18 protein-coding genes are annotated in these 16499 nt (G+C 71.1%); 13 read left to right on the top strand and 5 right to left on the bottom strand.

The window, feature by feature from the left end; genetic code table 11:
• Positions 1–114 precede the first annotated feature (114 nt).
• A complete protein-coding gene (locus BLR02_RS25055) occupies positions 115–363 on the bottom strand; it encodes a DUF2171 domain-containing protein (protein WP_090567461.1) in 249 nt (82 codons plus the stop codon).
• Between the two features lie 191 nt (positions 364–554).
• On the opposite strand from BLR02_RS25055, the gene ahcY reads away from it, so the two are divergent.
• The 3 genes from ahcY to BLR02_RS25040 all read left to right on the top strand — a co-directional run bounded on the left by ahcY (position 555) and on the right by BLR02_RS25040 (position 2848).
• The gene (ahcY, locus tag BLR02_RS25050) at positions 555–1949 is read left to right on the top strand and encodes an adenosylhomocysteinase (RefSeq protein ID WP_090567458.1); all 1395 of its coding nucleotides are present in this window, start codon (positions 555–557) and stop codon (positions 1947–1949) included.
• A gap of 40 nt (positions 1950–1989) precedes the next feature.
• A complete protein-coding gene (locus BLR02_RS25045) occupies positions 1990–2415 on the top strand; it encodes a DUF4149 domain-containing protein (protein WP_218128052.1) in 426 nt (141 codons plus the stop codon).
• A gap of 196 nt (positions 2416–2611) precedes the next feature.
• Positions 2612–2848 carry a hypothetical protein gene (locus BLR02_RS25040; RefSeq protein ID WP_143018297.1) on the top strand — a complete coding sequence of 79 codons (237 nt, stop codon included), beginning with the start codon at positions 2612–2614 and terminating at the stop codon, positions 2846–2848.
• Positions 2849–2863: 15 nt separating this feature from the next.
• On the opposite strand, the gene BLR02_RS25035 is transcribed toward BLR02_RS25040, so the two are convergent.
• Entirely contained in the window at positions 2864–3499 is a 636-nt protein-coding gene (locus tag BLR02_RS25035; RefSeq protein WP_090567452.1) for a YoaK family protein, read from the bottom strand.
• Positions 3500–3624: 125 nt separating this feature from the next.
• Here BLR02_RS25035 and BLR02_RS25030 point away from each other — a divergent pair, with 125 nt between their 5' ends.
• A complete protein-coding gene (locus tag BLR02_RS25030; RefSeq protein WP_090665063.1) occupies positions 3625–4710 on the top strand; it encodes a TRAP transporter substrate-binding protein in 1086 nt (361 codons plus the stop codon).
• A gap of 46 nt (positions 4711–4756) precedes the next feature.
• Here the strand turns inward: BLR02_RS25030 and BLR02_RS25025 are convergent, their stop codons facing one another.
• Complete coding sequence (locus tag BLR02_RS25025) at positions 4757–5680, bottom strand: heme-dependent oxidative N-demethylase family protein (protein ID WP_245704946.1); 924 nt, start codon at positions 5678–5680, stop codon at positions 4757–4759.
• Between the two features lie 110 nt (positions 5681–5790).
• Here BLR02_RS25025 and BLR02_RS25020 point away from each other — a divergent pair, with 110 nt between their 5' ends.
• Entirely contained in the window at positions 5791–6594 is an 804-nt protein-coding gene (locus BLR02_RS25020; protein WP_090567450.1) for an undecaprenyl-diphosphate phosphatase, read from the top strand.
• Positions 6595–6644: 50 nt separating this feature from the next.
• On the opposite strand, the gene BLR02_RS25015 is transcribed toward BLR02_RS25020, so the two are convergent.
• Complete coding sequence (locus BLR02_RS25015) at positions 6645–7157, bottom strand: hypothetical protein (protein WP_090665058.1); 513 nt, start codon at positions 7155–7157, stop codon at positions 6645–6647.
• Positions 7158–7220: 63 nt separating this feature from the next.
• Entirely contained in the window at positions 7221–8180 is a 960-nt protein-coding gene (locus BLR02_RS25010) for a serine/threonine dehydratase (protein WP_090665062.1), read from the bottom strand.
• A 105-nt stretch (positions 8181–8285) separates the two neighbouring features.
• Here BLR02_RS25010 and BLR02_RS25005 point away from each other — a divergent pair, with 105 nt between their 5' ends.
• The 8 genes from BLR02_RS25005 (at position 8286) to BLR02_RS24970 (ending at position 16461) form a co-directional block, all read left to right on the top strand.
• Positions 8286–8744 (top strand): HPr kinase/phosphorylase, encoded by a 459-nt coding sequence (locus tag BLR02_RS25005; protein WP_090665061.1) that lies wholly within the window; start codon positions 8286–8288, stop codon positions 8742–8744.
• Positions 8744–9676, top strand: coding sequence for an RNase adapter RapZ (gene rapZ, locus BLR02_RS25000; RefSeq protein WP_090567444.1), 933 nt, complete (start codon positions 8744–8746; stop codon positions 9674–9676). Before BLR02_RS25005 ends, rapZ begins: the two co-directional genes overlap by 1 nt.
• Positions 9673–10119 (top strand): PTS sugar transporter subunit IIA, encoded by a 447-nt coding sequence (locus tag BLR02_RS24995; RefSeq protein ID WP_090567441.1) that lies wholly within the window; start codon positions 9673–9675, stop codon positions 10117–10119. Before rapZ ends, BLR02_RS24995 begins: the two co-directional genes overlap by 4 nt.
• Positions 10116–10469 (top strand): HPr family phosphocarrier protein, encoded by a 354-nt coding sequence (locus BLR02_RS30930; RefSeq protein ID WP_090567439.1) that lies wholly within the window; start codon positions 10116–10118, stop codon positions 10467–10469. The genes BLR02_RS24995 and BLR02_RS30930 overlap by 4 nt, the downstream gene beginning before the upstream one ends.
• Positions 10459–12306 carry a phosphoenolpyruvate--protein phosphotransferase gene (gene ptsP, locus BLR02_RS24985; RefSeq protein ID WP_090665057.1) on the top strand — a complete coding sequence of 616 codons (1848 nt, stop codon included), beginning with the start codon at positions 10459–10461 and terminating at the stop codon, positions 12304–12306. The genes BLR02_RS30930 and ptsP overlap by 11 nt, the downstream gene beginning before the upstream one ends.
• 297 nt (positions 12307–12603) lie before the next feature.
• On the top strand, positions 12604–14451 hold the full coding sequence (locus BLR02_RS24980; RefSeq protein ID WP_090567433.1) for a transglycosylase domain-containing protein: 1848 nt from the start codon (positions 12604–12606) through the stop codon (positions 14449–14451).
• A gap of 111 nt (positions 14452–14562) precedes the next feature.
• Entirely contained in the window at positions 14563–15144 is a 582-nt protein-coding gene (locus BLR02_RS24975) for a histidine kinase dimerization/phospho-acceptor domain-containing protein (RefSeq protein ID WP_090665056.1), read from the top strand.
• A gap of 294 nt (positions 15145–15438) precedes the next feature.
• A complete protein-coding gene (locus BLR02_RS24970) occupies positions 15439–16461 on the top strand; it encodes an amino acid ABC transporter substrate-binding protein (protein ID WP_090567522.1) in 1023 nt (340 codons plus the stop codon).
• The last annotated feature ends 38 nt before the right edge of the window (positions 16462–16499 follow it).

Genomic DNA, 16499 nt, shown 5'->3' with positions numbered 1-16499 from the left:
GCTCCAGGCCCTCACCGGCTACCGGCCCACCACGGATGTGCCGACCGGGGTCGCCGCCTTCGTCGCCTGGTTCCGCGAGCATTACGGGGCCTGACCAAGCCCCCGCGCCCGCCCCTACACCGGGTCGGACCCGCGCGTCTCCGTCATCCCCCGCGCCTCGGCCGCCGGGATGGACAGGTGCACCTGGTTCCCGTCCACCCGGGCGATGGCGCTGAAGGGCAGGTAGCGGTGCTGCCCGCCCGCGGCCGGGTCCTGCTTCGTCAGCTTCAGCCGCGTGGTATCGACGGAATCGATGGTGCCGACATGCTGGCCGTCCGAGCCGACGACCTCCATGTGGTCGGTGATCTTGCTCATGTCGATCATGGCGTCTTCCTTGGGGCCGCTGGCTGCGGTCCGGGACAGAAACGGCCGAGTGCCGGGAAGGATGCATGGCCAGCGTGCCATTTCGGCATCATATATAAAGATATCCTTATACCTCGACGCAAACCCTGGCCAGCCTCCCCCGCCCATGCTAGGGCCGCCCCCAATCTTTGAACCTTTCGGGGACAGCGCAGATGACCGACAGCATCGTGAAGGATCTCAGCCTGGCCGATTGGGGCCGGAAGGAGATCGCCATGGCCGAGGACGAGATGCCCGGCCTGATGGCCGTCCGGCGCGAATACGGCCCCTCCCAGCCGCTGAAGGGCGCCCGCATCGCCGGCTGCCTGCACATGACCATCCAGACCGCCGTGCTGATCGAGACGCTGAAGGCCCTCGGCGCCGATGTCCGCTGGTCCTCCTGCAACATCTTCTCGACGCAGGACCACGCCGCGGCCGCCATTGCCGCCGCCGGCACGCCCGTCTTCGCGGTGAAGGGCGAGACCCTGCCGGAATACTGGTCCTATGTGCAGAAGACGCTCGAATGGGCGGACGGCGGCGAGCCGAACATGCTGCTCGACGACGGCGGCGACATGACCCTCCTCGTCCATTACGGCCTGCGCGCCGAGCAGGGCGATGTCGCCTTCCTCGACAAGGCGACCAATGAGGAGGAGGAGGTCTTCTTCGCCCTCATCAAGACCTGCCTGACGACGAAGCCCGGCTGGTTCGCCCGGCTGGCCGCCAGCATCAAGGGCGTCTCCGAGGAGACGACGACGGGCGTCCACCGCCTCTACATGATGGCGAAGGAGGGCAAGCTGCTCTTCCCCGCCATCAACGTGAACGACAGCGTCACCAAGTCGAAATTCGACAACCTCTATGGCTGCCGCGAGAGCCTGGTCGACGGCATCCGCCGCGGCACGGACGTGATGATGTCCGGCAAGATCGCCATGGTCGCGGGCTTCGGCGATGTCGGCAAGGGCTCGGCCGCGTCCCTCCGCAATGCCGGCTGCCGCGTCATGGTCTCCGAGGCCGACCCGATCTGCGCGCTCCAGGCCGCGATGGAAGGCTATGAGGTCGTGACCATGGAGGATGCCGCCCCGCGCGCCGACATCTTCGTCACCGCGACCGGCAATGTGGACGTCATCACCATCGACCACCTGCGGGCGATGAAGCACCGCGCCATCGTCTGCAACATCGGCCACTTCGACAGCGAGATCCAGGTCGCCGCGCTGAAGAACTACAAGTGGCACAACGTGAAGCCGCAGGTGGACGAGGTGGAGTTCCCGGACGGCAAGCGCATCATCCTGCTCTCCGAGGGGCGGCTGGTGAATCTCGGCAACGCCACCGGCCATCCGAGCTTCGTCATGTCGGCCAGCTTCACCAACCAGACGCTGGCGCAGATCGAGCTCTGGGCGAATCCGGGCAAGTACGAGAAGCGGGTCTACGTCCTGCCGAAGCATCTCGACGAGAAGGTGGCCGCGCTGCATCTCGAGAAGGTCGGCGCCAAGCTGACCAAGCTCTCCGCGCAGCAGGCCGCCTATATCGGCGTGCCGGAGCAGGGCCCCTTCAAGGCCGAGCAGTACCGCTACTGAGGCTTGCCAGACGCGGCGGCGGGGCCATCTCCGCCGCCGCATGATCCTTTCCGCCCTCTCGCTTCTCAGCCTCGCCCTGCTGCTCGGCGGCATGGTCTTCTTCGCCGCCGTGGTGGCGCCGCTGGTCTTCACCCGCCTCCCGGCCGACCAGGCGGGGCGGTTCATCCGCCAGCTCTTCCCCGTCTATTATCTCTGGCTGATCGCCACCGCGGGCCTCGCCGCCCTGGCCCTGGCCCCGGCCCGCCCGGCGGATGCGCTCGCCATGGCGCTGGTCGCCGCCCTCACCCTCTGGCTGCGGCAGGGGCTCATGCCCCGCATCAACCGCCTCTCGGATGCCGCCCAGGCCGGTGATGCCGCGGCCCGGCCCCGCTTCGACCGTGCCCACCGCCTCTCGGTCCTGCTGAACCTTGCCCAGATGCTGGTGGCCGCGGCGGTGCTGCTGCGGCAGGCCTGGCCGCCGCCCTGACCGGAGGTATTGCCCAAAAGTGGATTTAAATCTCACTTTTTAAGCACTGGGTTGTGATGCCGCTTTACGGAAACGCGAGTGGATCACCCCGCGTTGCGCGCCGAAAACGGCGGTGCCCCCCAACACGGATCAGAGTGCGATGCCCGTTTTCCACCTCCTGCCTCGAGAAGATGGCCTGCGCCATCCGGCCTGGAGCATGAGCTGGCACAGCAAACCCTGCACCATCGTCGCCGATACCCCCAAGCAGGCCCGGCAATTCGCCAATGGCGCCTTCATCATCCCGATCCGCTCGGAAACCGGGCCGCTGCAGGACCTGCCATTGCCCTGGTCCAGTGCGGAGCTGGTGGAGGCGCGGCGAGCGCCCGGCATGGCTGAATTCGGCCAGAATGGCGCCTTGCGGATCGATAACTCAATGCAACCAATGCTTGCATAGGCTGCCCGAAGCCACTCAATCCCAGCGCAGCGCCGCCACCGCCGCCACCACCGCCATGAGTGCCGGCACCGCCAGCGCATCCTGCCCCATCCGCGCCTCGAGCAGGGCGCCTGTCACCGCCCCCGCCACCAGCGCCGCCCAGGCGGTGATCTGCACCACCCAGGCCCCATGCCGCCCGAGCCCGGCCAGGGCCGTCATCAGCGCCTCCGCGAAGCGGGTCAGCGAGCCGGTGACGAAGGTGATGCCCCCCACCCCCGGCAGGGCGAGGTTGAGCGCCCCCATCGCCGGCACCACCGCGAAGGCCATCGGCGGCAGCCCCGCGCCGCCCACCGAAGGCAGCCGCCAGCCGCAGAGCAGCAGCGCCGCCACCACCCCCAGCACCACCACGGGCCGCCGCCTTGGCCCGGCCAGCCTTGCCAGCCCCGCCCCCATCACCGCCCCGGCGATGAAGAGCGCCACCACCAGCCCCAGCTCCACCGCCCGCCCCGGCTCCCCCTCGGCCAACGCCACGCCCAGCAGCGTGCTTGTCCCGCTCATGAAGCTGACGAACAGCTCCTGCAGCCGCAGGAAGCCGATCGAGTCCACGCAGCCGCCGATCGCCACCAGCGGCACCGCCCGCCAGGCCCGCCGGAGCCCACTCTCATCCGCCATGCATCCTCCACCGCCCTGCCCGTGCGGTTAGGGTATTGCGCCCGGACCCCGTTCAGGCTTTTCCATGCGCCGCATCGCATGGCCCGGACGCAATGTTCGGCCCGCTCCGGGAGGAACCGCCACTCATGAACCGCCGCCTGATCCTGGGCGCCGCCGCCCTGGTCACCCCCGCCCTGGCCGCGCCCGCCCTGGCCCAATCCCACCCCGAGGTGAATTGGCGCGTCTCCTCCGCCTTCCCGCGGAACCTGGATGTGCTCTTCGGCACCGGCGACGCCATCGCCAAGCGGGTGGCCCAGCTCACCGAGAACCGCTTCCGCATCCGCTTCTTCCCCGCCGGCGAGGTGGTGCCGGGGCCGCAGGTGCTGGACGCCGTGCAGTCCGGCTCGCTCGAGGGCGGCCATGCGCCGCTCTACTATTTCGGCGGCAAGGACCCGGCGCTGAACTTCTTCACCGCCGTGCCCTTCGGCCTGAATGCGCGCCAGAACATGGCCTGGCTGCAATATGGCGGCGGCAACGCCCTCTGCGACGAGTTGCTCGGCGAGTTCAACTGCGTCGGCCTCCCGGCGGGCGATACCGGCGCGCAGATGGGTGGCTGGTTCCGCAACGAGGTCAAGGGCATGGCCGACCTCAAGGGGCTGAAATTCCGCACTCCCGGCCTCAACGGCCAGCTCTTCAGCCGCCTCGGCGCCGTGCCCCAGGCCATCGCCCCGGCCGATATCTACCCCTCGCTCGAGCGCGGCGCGCTGGATGCGGTGGAGTTCGTCGGCCCGCATGACGACGAGAAGCTCGGCTTCGTCCGCGTCGCCCGCTACTACTACTACCCGGGCTTCTGGGAGGCCGGTGCCCACCTCCACTTCATCTCCAACAAGGAGGCGTTCAACCGCCTGCCGGAGAGCTACAAGGCCGCGCTGGAATCCGCCTGCGGCGAGGCCAACGCCAACATGCTGGCGCAATACGACCACCTGAACCCGCAGGCGCTGCGCCGCCTGGTTGCCGCCGGCGCCCAGCTCCGCCCCTGGCCGCGCGAGATCATGCAGGCTGCCTGGAACGAGGCGAACGCCATGTATGACGAGATGTCGGCGAAGAACGAGCGCTTCAAGAAAATCTGGACCGCCTACCGCGCCTACCGGCAGGAGGAGTACCAGTGGTTTCGCGTCGCCGAGAGCAGCTTCGACAATTTCGCCTTCCCCGCGGCGGCCGCGCAGCGCTGACCTCCCCATTCCCGGGCGACGCCGTCGCCCGGGACGCCTCCAGGCTTCAGGCGGCGGGCGCCAGCCGCGCCGCCGCATCCAGCCAGCCGAGCAGCGCCTCGCGATAGACGGGCAGGCTCTTGTAGCGCCCCATCTCCTCCGGCAGCGCCCTGACCGCCCCGGCCAGCCGCGCCGCCACCCCGGGCAGCGCCGCGATGCGGGTCAGCGGGTAGCTGTGGACGTGGATGGTGAACAGCACCGCCCCCGATTGCGGCAGCCGGCGGAAGGTCTGCCGCTCGGTCCGCAGATACAGCCGCTCCCCCGCATTCTCCGCGGTGAAGGAGGGGTCGAGCTCCCCCCGGTGCTTGCCGCTCAGCTGGAACAGCGCCGGGTTGTCGACGACCGACCAATTCACCCGCATCGCCACGCGCCCTGCCTTGATCTGCGCCATGAAGCGGTCGACCGGCGAGCCTAGCCGCTCTCCATAAAAGGGTACCGCCGCATGCACCTGCATCAGCGGCCGGCCGATCTTCTCGCTCACCCGCCAGCGGGTCGGCGCGCAGACCACCGCCGCCTCCAGCACCGGCCCGCCCTCGGCCGGGCGGATGATGCAGAGATCCTCCTGCACCAGCCGCGCCGCCACCTCCAGCGGGTCCTCGCCCGGCGCGTCGAGGTCGAAGGCCTCGCCGGTCAGCGCGTTCCGCAGCACGGAGCCCTCGCGCCGGAACCAGTCGGGGAATTGCGCCGGCAGATGCGCGGCCAGCATCGCCAGCACCTCGGCCCGCGCCGCCTCCGAACCCGGGCAGGCCGCGACGACATCCGCATGCCGCTCCGCCAGCAGCCTCCGCCGCCCGGCCATCTCCGCCGGATAGTGCTCGTCGATCTCGATCCACCCGGCCTCGGGGCAGGCCACCAGCCCCATCGCCATGCGGAAGGGCCCATCCTCGAAGGGGAGGTAGACCACCTCCTTCGGCAACGTCACCTGCTGCATCAGCCCACCATCCTCCACACTCAACCTCAGGCGAGCCCCCTCCCGGCAACTATCGCGCCACGGCCCCGGCCGCTATAGGCGCCGCTGCATTCCCGGAGCCTCAGCCGATCATGGACCTTGCCGCGATCCTATCCGCCATCGCCATGGGCGTGCTGGAGGGGCTGACCGAATTCCTGCCGATCTCCTCGACGGGCCACCTCATCCTGCTCGGCTCCCTGATCGGATTCGAGGGCCCGCCCGGCAAGGTCTTCGAGATCGGCATCCAGCTCGGCGCCATCGGCGCGGTGATCTGGATCTATCGCGACCTGCTGCTGAACCTGCTGCGCGGCCTCTGGCATCCGGGGCGGGAACGCTACTACGCCATCAACCTGCTGCTCGCCTTCATCCCCGCCGCCATCATCGGCGCGACGCTGCACAAGACGATCACCGAGGGGCTGTTCAACCCCTGGGTCGTCTCGGTCGCGCTGATCGTCGGCGGCATCGCCATCATCCTGATCGAGCGCGCCCGCCCGGCGCCGACGATCCACTCGGTGCCGGAGATCGGCCCGCTCTCCGCCCTGCTGGTCGGCTTCGGCCAGGCCCTGGCGATGATCCCCGGCACCTCCCGCTCGGGTGCCACCATCATCACCGCGCTGCTGCTCGGGGTGGACCGCAAGGTCGCCGCCGAGTTCAGCTTCGTCCTCGCCATCCCCACCATGCTCGCCGCCAGCGCCTACAGCCTGCTGAAGGTCCGGCACGAGATCGCGGCGGATGGGCTGGGCCTGGTCGCCATCGGCTTCGTCACCGCCTTCGTCGTGGCGCTGCTGACGGTGCGCTGGGTGCTCGCCGTCATCGGCCGCATCGGCTTCACGCCCTTCGGCTGGTACCGCATCGCCCTCGGCGTGCTGATGCTCGCCTGGCTGGTGGCGCACTAGCCAGGCGAGACCCTGATCGGCCTGTGCTCCGGCCGATCAGGCTCCAAGCCTCAGCGGCCGCTCCCACCCGTGGACGGCGTCGGAACCGAGCCGCCCGAGGCGCCCGCCGCCTGCATCACCTGCTGGCGCAACCCGGCGAGGATGCCCACCGCGCGGTCGGCCGCCTGCATGCTGCCCTGCCCGCCCTCCCGTTGGGCGGAGACGAAGCCGGACAGGGTTTCCCGCAGCTCCCGGTCGGCATTCCTATAGGCCTCGGTGCCGGCGAAGCTGGTCGGCACCTGCTGCACGGTGTCCTGCGCCGCCCGCGCTGTCCGCATCAGCTCGATCCGCTCGCCCGAGACAGCGCCTTCCTGGCGCTGGACCGGGGCACGGGCGGCAGCCTGCTGCGCCTGGCGCAGCCGGGTTTCGGCATCCTGCAGCAGGCGCGCATAGGATTGCAGGTCGGATGCCGGCACCGCCCCGGGCGCCGCGGCCTGGCTCATGGTTTCCGGCCGGGATTGCGCCCAGGCCACCGGTGCCAGTCCGGCCAGCACCGCTGCCAGCATCAGAGTCGTCGTCCGCATCCCCACCTCCTCGCTCTTGCGCAGCGAACGCAAGGTGCGGCGACGAGGTTGCCCTGCTCGGCTCTAACCCGCGACGCTCCCCGGCTCGCAATTCCCGCCACAGACCAGGACGCCCACCCTGGCCCCCTCCGGCGCAACCCAGGCGCCACAGAGCAGCGCCGCCAGCGCCGTCGCCCCGCCCGGCTCCGCCACCAGCCGCGCCGCCTCCCACAGCACCCGCTGCGCCGCGCGGATCGCCGCATCCGGCACCAGCACCGCCGCGGCGACGGCCCGCTGCGCCAGCGGGAACATCAGCGCCCCCACCTGCCGCGCACCGAGGCTGTCCGCCGCCAGCCCGCCCACCGGCGCCGGCACCGGCCGCCCCTCCCGCAGCGCCGTGGCCAGCGCCGGGCAGCCCTCCGGCTCCACGCTGACGAGCGCCGTGCCGCCCGCGCCGTACCAGGCGGCCATGCCGCCGATCAGCCCGCCGCCGCCCGTCGCCACCAGCACATGGGTGAGGTCCGGCGCATCCGCCTCGAATTCCAGCGCCACCGTCCCCTGCCCGGCCAGCACCGTGTCCTGGTCATAGGCATGCACCAGCACGGCGCCGGTCTCCGCCGCCCGCGCCTCGCTCGCCTGCCGGGCCACGTCGTAGGCCGCGCCGCCCACCACCAGCCGGGCGCCATAGCTCTCGATCCGTGCCCGCTTCGCCGGCCCGGTGATCTCCGGGACAAATATCTCCGCCGGCACGCCGAGCGCCCGCGCCGCATAGGCCACCGCCGCGCCATGGTTGCCGCCCGAGGCCGCCACCACCCCCGCAGCTGGCAGCCCGCCGGCGAGCAGCGTGTTGAAGGCCCCGCGCGGCTTGAAGCTGCCGCTCGCCTGCAGCGACTCCAGCTTCAGCACCACGTCATGCGGCAGGCCGAGATCGGCCCCGGCCAGCCGCAGCAGCGGCGTCCGGCGGATATAGGGGGCGATGCGCCGAGCTGCGGCGCGGATCGCGTCCTGGTCGGGCGCCCGGCCCGGGAGATGAGTCTCGATCATGATGCGCAACCGGTGGCACGACCCACGCTGCGGTGCAACCGGTGGTGCCCTTGGAACGATTGTGTCTTTCTGCCAATGTGAATCGCCTGTTGGGTGGCGGCCATCATGCTGCTCCATGCAAGTTCAGTCGCCCGGGACGGGGATGCCGTCCTCCTCCTCGGTCCATCCGGGTCAGGGAAGTCCGATCTGGTGCTGCGCCTGCTGCATTCGGGATGGTCGCTGGTCGCCGATGACCAGGTCGAGCTCCGTGCGGAAGCGGGAGACCTGCGCCCGGAGGCGCCCGCCCCCATCGCCGGCCTGCTGGAGGTCCGGGGCCTTGGCCTCTTCGGCCCGCTCCCCCGCGCCGCCGCCCCCATCCTCCGCCTCGTCGCCCGCCTGCTGCCCCGCGCCGAGATCCCCCGCCTGCCCGAGCCCGAGACCTGGTCGGCCGAGGGGGTGAGCCTGCCCGCCATCCGCCTGCACGCCTTCGATGCCTCCGCCCCGGCGAAGCTGGCCCTGGCGCTCGACGCCGCGCTCGGCCGCATCGCCCAGCCGGCCGGCGCCTTCGCCAAAGGCATGCCGTGATGGCGGTGCGGCCGGTCATCCTGGTCACCGGACTGTCCGGCGCCGGCCGCGCTTCCATTCTCCGCTACCTGGAGGATCTCGGCTTCGAGACGGTGGACAACCCGCCGCTCGACCTGCTGGAGGAGCTGGTCGGCGATGGCGACCAGCCGCTCGCGGCGGGCGTCGACACCCGCAGCCGCGGCTTCGACCCGGCGCTGGTGCTCCGCACCCTCGCCCGCCTCCGCCTGCGCCCGGACATCGCCGTCACCCTGGTCTATGCGACCGCCGAGGATGCCGTCCTGCTCCGCCGCTACAGCGAGACGCGCCGCCGCCACCCGCTGGCCCCCGGCGGCTCGCTCGGCAGCCGCGTCGCCGACGGCATCGCCCGCGAGCAGCAGCTCATGGCCCCGCTGCGCGACGCCGCCGACATGGTGGTCGATACCTCGGACCTGCCCCTGCCCGCTCTCCGACAGATGATCGAGCGCCGCTTCCGGGGCGAGGGGGCACCCGGCCTCCTCATCCACGTCCAGTCCTTCGCCTTCCCGCGCGGCCTGCCACGCGAGGCGGACCTCGTCTTCGACGTGCGCTTCCTGCGCAATCCCCATTACGTGCCGGAGCTGAAGCCGCTGACCGGGCGGGATGCCGCGGTCGCGGCCCATGTCGAGGCGGATCCGGATTTCCCGGGGTTCTGGACCCGGCTCGTTGGCTTCGTCGATCCGCTCTTGCCGCGCTATGTGGCCGAGGGCAAGAAGTACCTCACGGTCGCGCTGGGCTGCACCGGGGGCCGTCATCGATCGGTCCTTGTCGCGGAGCGCCTGGCTGACCATTTGCGCGCCCTGGGTTGGCGCGCGGACATCACGCATCGGGAACTCGACGGGGTGGCACCGCTTCGTGCCGCCGCTGCGCCGGAAGCCCGCTTAGGGGGTCGGGAGGCCCTTTCACCGTCCCCATGATAGGATTGGTCCTGGTTACCCATGGCCGTCTGGCCGATGAGCTTCGCCTCGCCATGGAACATGTGGTCGGACCGCAGCGCGCGGTCGCGACCGTCTGCATTGGTCCCGACGACGACATGGAGCGCCGCCGGCAGGATATCCGCGACAGCATCGCGGCGGTCGAGCAGGGCGATGGCGTGGTGGTGCTGACCGACATCATGGGCGGCACCCCCTGCAACCTCGCCGTCTCGCTCGCCGACCACAACCATGTCGAGGTCATCGCCGGGGTGAACCTGCCCCTGCTGGTGAAGCTCGCGAAGATCCGTTCGTCGGAACCCCTGGCCGAGGCGGTGGACCATGCCGCCGCCGCAGGCCGCAAATACATCGCCGCCGCCGGCGACATCCCGAACGGGATCGCGCGGGTCAATGGCAGCGCCAACGGGAATGGTGGAAACAAGCCATGAGCCAGACCAGCAGCCACGCGGCCGCCGCCGATGCCGGGCCGGATGCCCTCGGCAACGGCAGCCCCGATGGCAATGAAGACCTGGTGCTGCGGCAATGCATCACCATCCGCAACAGCCGTGGCCTGCATGCCCGCGCCGCCGCCAAGCTGGTGACGCTCGCCGAGCGCTACTCCGCCTGCCTCAGCGTCTCCCGCGACGGGCAGAAGGTGCCGGCCTGCTCCATCATGGGGCTGATGATGCTGGGCGCCGGCCAGGGCAGCAAGGTGACCATCGAGGCCGAGGGCTGGGACGCACGGGAGGCGCTGGACGCGGTCGCCGGCCTGGTCGAAGCCGGCTTCCATGAAGACTGAGCGGAGCGAGAAGCCCGAGGCCAAACCCGCCGAGCTCCTCCGCAAGCCCGGCCCGCGGCGGGGGCGGGAACATGCCATCCGCGGCATTCCGGTCTGCCCGGGCATCGCCATCGGCCCGATCTTCGACACCACCGAGGTGCCGACCGAGGCACCGCGCCGCAGCATCGACGCCACCCAGGTCGAGGCCGAGAAGGGCCGCCTTGCCGAGGCCGTCTCGCTCTCGCGCAAGCAGCTCGCCAAGCTGAAGACCCGCCTCTCCGTCCTGCCCGAGGAGGCGCAGGAGGAGCTGGCGCCGCTGCTCGACGCCTATGTGCTGATGCTGGGCAACTCCCGCCTGCTGCGCGGCGCCCGCAAGCGCATCGAGGCCGAGCTGCTGGCCGCCGAGACCGCGGTCGGCGACGAGGCCGAATCCATCGCCGCCCTCATCCTCGCCGCCCGCGACGACGACAAGCCCGGCCTGCAGCGCCGCGCCGGCGAGGTGCGCGAGATCGCCCGCAGGCTGACGCGCAACCTCACCTCCACCCCCTTCCGCAGCCTCAAGGGCGTGCCCGAAGGTGCCATCCTCGTCGCCGAGGAACTCACCCCCGCCGACGCCGCCCTGCTCGACCCGACCCGCATCGCCGGCGTCGCCACCGATGAGGGCGGTGCCGATGGCCATACCGCCATCATGCTGCGGGCGCTCGGCATTCCCGCCATCCTGGGTGTCACCGGCCTCAGCGAGAGCGCGGAGCGCGGCGACCTCGCGGTGCTCGACGGCGCCACCGGCACCATCGTCCTCCGCCCCGGCGAGAAGACGATGGAGAAGGGGCGCGCGGCGCTCGCCGCCTTCGCCAAGGAGCGTGCCAAGCTCGCCAAGCTCCGCCGCCTGCCCGCCATCACCACCGATGGCGAGCTGGTCGAGCTGCAGGCCAATCTCGAGATCCCGGCCGAGCTGCCGCTGATCGCCCAGGCCGGCGCCCAGGGCATCGGCCTGTTGCGCACCGAATTCCTCTTCATGAACCGCGAGGATCTCCCCGACGAGGAGGCCCAGCTGGCCGCCTATACCCAGGTGCTGGAGGCGATGGGCGGCGACCAAGTCACCATCCGCGTGCTCGACTGGGGCGGCGAGAAGGACATGCAGGCGCTCAGCGAGGGCGTGGCGCCGACGCATTCCGGCCCCAACCCGGCGCTCGGCCTGCGCGGCCTGCGCCTGCTGCTGAAGCGGCCGGAGCTGCTGGAGGCGCAATTCGCCGCCATTCTCCGCGTCGCCGAGCGCGGCCCGGTCCGCATCCTGCTGCCGATGGTCACCAACCCCTCCGAGGTGAAGGCAGCCCGCGACATCTACGAGAAGGTCGCCCGCCGGCTCCGCCGCAAGGGCGTCGCGGTGCCGGACAAGCTGCCCGACCTCGGGGTGATGATCGAGACGCCGGGCGCGGCGCTGGCCGCCGATGCCATCGCCCTCGAGGCGGATTTCTTCGCCATCGGCACCAACGACCTCGCCATGTACACCCTGGCGGTGGACCGTGCCGAGACCGAGGTCAGCCATCTCTATGACAGCCTGCACCCCGCCGTGCTGCGGCTGATGCAATTCGCCACCGAGGCGGCGCTGCGGCTGCGCATGCCCGTCTCCGTCTGCGGCGAGATGGCCGGCAACCCGCGGCTGGTGCCCCTGCTGCTGGGCCTCGGCATCCGCTGCCTCAGCATGAATGCCAGCGCCATCCCCCGGGTGAAGCAGGCCGTCCGCGCCCTCGACATCGCCGACTGCGCCCGCTTCGCCCGGCGGGTGATGGAACAGTCGGACCCGGCCCGCATCCATGAGCTGGTGCTGAATTTCGAGACCGGGGCGGAGAAGGGCTAGGCGCCGCCTTCCCCTCGACATTGGCCAGGGAATAGGACTAAAGTCCCCGCGCCAACACCTGAGCCATGCGCTCCGCCCACCTCCGCCTCAACCGCTCAACTCCTTCAATTCGCCGCCGATGCCGAGCAATTCCAATAGGTTGCTCCAAACCGCCTCAAGTGAATTGAGCCGGTTTGAGCAGCGTTGAGGTGGCTTGAGCCCGACCCGCCGCAGGAACCGCCCGATGCCGTCCCCCGCCATCCCGCCCCTGCGCGGAGCCCTTTATCCCGCCTCCGCCGCCGCCCTATAACTCGCCCCATGCCACCGGCGCAGGCCGGCCGGAAGCGGCAGCGCCGGGTCCCCCCACTCGCCGCCCCCGCCCGGCCCGCCCCCGCATCTCCCCCCAGCCCCTCCCGTGCGGCGAGCCGCGGCGGCTGGCGATGGCTGCGCTGGCCGCTGCTGATCGGCATCTGGGGGTCGGTCGCGCTGGCCCTGCTGCTGCTGGCCTTCGCCTGGGACCTCCCGCGGCCGGACAGCCTGCCCGCCGCCACCCGCCGGCCCTCCGTCACCCTGCTGGCCGCGGATGGCACCACGCTGGCGACCCAGGGCGATCTCTATGGCGAGGTGGTCCGCATCCGGGACCTGCCCGCCCACCTGCCCGCCGCGCTGATGGCGGTGGAGGACCGGCGCTTCCGCAGCCATTTCGGCATCGACCCATGGGGCATGGCCCGCGCGGCCCTCGCCAATTGGCGGGCCGGGGAGGTGGTGCAGGGCGGCTCCACCCTCACCCAGCAGCTCGCCAAGAACCTGTTCCTGACGCCGGAGCGGAATTTCCGCCGCAAGGCGCAGGAAGCCCTGCTGGCCCTCTGGCTGGAGCGCCGCTTCAGCAAGGACCAGCTGATGGAGATCTACCTCAACCGCGTCTATCTCGGCGCCGGCGCCTATGGGGTGGATGCGGCCTCGCGCCTCTTCTTCGGCGTCCCGGCGCGGCGGCTGCAGCTCTGGCAATCCGCCCTGCTGGCGGGGCTGCCGAAGGCACCCTCCCGCCTCAACCCGCGCGCCTCGCCCGACCTCGCCGTCGCCCGCGCCTCGGAGGTGCTGGAGGCGATGGTGGCCAACCGGGCCATCACCCAGGCCCAGATGGAGGCGGAGCTCGGCCGGATGCGCCTGCCCCCGCCGCGCTCCGGCCAGGCCGGCTGGTTCGCCGACTGGGCGCTGGAAGACCTTGCCGACACCTTCCCTGGCAATGCCGACCTGGTGCTGCGGGCGACGCTCGACACCCGCCTGCAGGCCACCGTCGAGGCCCGGCTCGGCGCCCTGCTGGCGGGGCCGGGCGCGCGGGCCGGCGTCTCCCAGGGTGCCGTGGTGGTGCTGGAGGCGGCGAGCGGCGCCGTCCGCGCCATGGCCGGCGGGCGGGACTACCAGCTGAGCCAGTTCAACCGCGCCACCCTCGCCCGGCGGCAACCCGGCTCGGTCTTCAAGCCGATCTACTACCTGGCCGCGCTGGAGCACGGCATGCGGCCGGATGACGACGTATCCGACGCGCCGCTGAACCTCGGCGGCTGGTCGCCCGGCAACGGCACCTGGCGCCCGCGTGGCGAGATCACGCTGGAGGAGGCGCTGGCCCAGTCGGTCAATACCGCCGCCGTCCGCGTGCTCTACCGCGCCGGCGGGCCGAAATCGGCGATGGAGATGGCGGCCCGCCTCGGCATCGCCGGCCGCTTCCCGAACGACGCCTCACTGGCCCTCGGCACGGGGGAGGTGACGCTGATCGACCTCGCCGCCGCCTATGCGGCGATCGCCAATGGCGGCCTCCGCGTCACCCCCTTCGGCATCGCCGGGGCCAGTGCGGGCGGGCGGGGCCTGCCGGTGGTGCGCGCCGCCCCGCGCCGAGTGCTGGCCGCCGAGCCGGTTGCGGCGATGCGCCGGATGCTGGAGGCGGTGGTGGCCCGCGGCAGCGGCCGGGCCGCCGCCCTGCCCGGCCGCGCCGTCGCCGGCAAGACCGGCACCACGCAGGATTCGCGGGATGCCTGGTTCATCGGGATGGTCGGCGGGCAGGTCATCGGCATCTGGCTCGGCAACGACGATGCCCGGCCGATGGACGATGTCCGCGGTGGCACCCTGCCCGCCCGCCTGTTCCACGAGGTGGCCGGGGCATTGCCCTGACGGGAACCGTGATCGGGGGATGCAGTCCTCGCGCAGTCGGGATACATCAGCAGTATGACGGGCCAGCCCACTACACCAACCGAACCCAGCATCGAGCCCCAGGCGCGTCGCATGACGAGCGTGGCGACGCTCGCGCGGCCGGTGCAGCACGACATCAACAACCTGCTGACCGTGGTCTTCGCCAATCTCGAGCTGCTGAAGCGCACCGCCGCCCCCGGCGGCCCGCAACGCCAGCTCGACCGCATTCAGGAGGCGGCGAAGCGGCTGGAGGGCTCGACGCGGGCGCTGCTCAGCATGCTCCGCCGCCCGACAGGGCAGGAAACCCGGCTTCGCCTGTCGGAGCTGGTCAGCGCCATCCAGCCGCTGCTCCTGCTGCTGTTGCCGACCACCGGCTCCCTCCTGCTGGAGCTGGCCGAGGAGGATGCGCCGGTGCAGGTCGACCGGACCGCCTTCGAGGACGCCCTGCTCACCGCCGCCCAGGAGGCGGCCGAGGTCCTGCCGCGCAACGCCGGCCTGCGCCTCGTCACCGAGGCCCGGGAGGGTGAGGTCGGCCTCGCCATCCTCCATCCCGACGGGTTGAGCCTGCCCGCCCTGAACCGTCTGGCCAGCCTGGCCCAGCGTGCCGGCGGCCGGGCGGAGCTCGGCACGGACGGCCTCCGCCTCACCTTGCAGGTCATGCCGGGTCAGGATTGAACCGCCCAATCCATGGGCGGCCGCACCAGGTTTGGGCAAACGGCGCCCCGTCCTGACGCCCCAGGCTGCAACAGGTTAACGGATTGCTTCGCAATTCCGTGACGCTCTGCTATCGCCCGCCCACCAGCGATGCAGGCAGCAGGGCGGTCGGACGGGCGGCGCACAGATCAGGCGTTGCTTCCGTAGCGGACCCTGGCGCAGCATTTGCTGGACAAACAGGGACAAGGATCCACCCCTTTACGGTGGTATCCACAACGGGAGACGGAGTTGATGCCCCAATTCGGGCCTTCCTTCATGCGTACCATGGGTGCGGCCGCCCTCGGCCTCGCGCTCGCCCTGCCGGGCGTGGCGCGGGCCCAGGCGCCGGCCGCCAATGCCAACACCTTCGATGCCGTCCGCGCCCGCGGCCAGCTGGTGTGCGGCGTGAACACCGGCCTCGCCGGCTTCGCCCAGCCGGACAGCCAGGGCGTCTGGCGCGGCTTCGACGTGGACTACTGCCGCGCCGTCTCGGCCGCCATCTTCGGTGACCCGAACAAGGTCCGCTACGTGCCGACGACGGCGCAGGTGCGCTTCACCGCGCTGCAATCCGGCGAAGTGGACGTGCTCTCCCGCAACACCACCTGGACCCTCTCGCGCGACACCGCGCTCGGCCTCGACTTCGCCGCGACCAACTTCTTCGATGGCCAGGGCTTCATGGTGAAGTCCGCCCTCGGCGTGAAATCGGCGAAGGAGCTGGAAGGCGCGACCATCTGCGTTCAGCCCGGCACCACGACCGAGCAGAACCTGTCCGACTGGGCGCGGGCCAACCGCATTCGCTTCACCCCGGTGGTGATCGAGCGGCTGGAGGAGATCGTCTCCGCCTTCGTCGCCGGCCGGTGCGATGCCTATACCACCGACGTTTCCGGCCTCGCCGCCACCCGCTCGGCCCAGCCGAAGCCCGATGACTACCTCATCCTGCCCGAGGTGATCAGCAAGGAGCCGCTGGCGATCGGCGTGCGGCAGGGCGATGCGCGCTTCGCCGACGTCGTCCGCTGGACCCACTTCCTGCTGCTGAGCGCCGAGGAGTTCGGCATCACCCAGGCGAATGTCGACCAGATGGCGAACGACCCGCGGCCGGAGGTGCAGCGCATCCTCGGCAAGAACGGCGAGCTCGGGAAGATGCTCGGCCTCGACAACCTCTGGGCCGTGAACGTCATCAAGGCGGTCGGCAACTACAGCGAGGTCTTCGACCGCTCGCTGAAGCCGATCGGCATCCAGCGCGGCCCGAACGCGCTGTGGACCGGCGGCGGGCTGCAATACTCGCCGCCCTTCCGCTGAGGTCCGGCCTCCTCCGAGACCATGGGGGCCGGCTTTGG

Source organism: Belnapia rosea, assembly GCF_900101615.1.
Classification (GTDB): Bacteria; Pseudomonadota; Alphaproteobacteria; order Acetobacterales; family Acetobacteraceae; genus Belnapia; species Belnapia rosea.
This window is presented reverse-complemented; position numbering and strand designations above follow the sequence as displayed.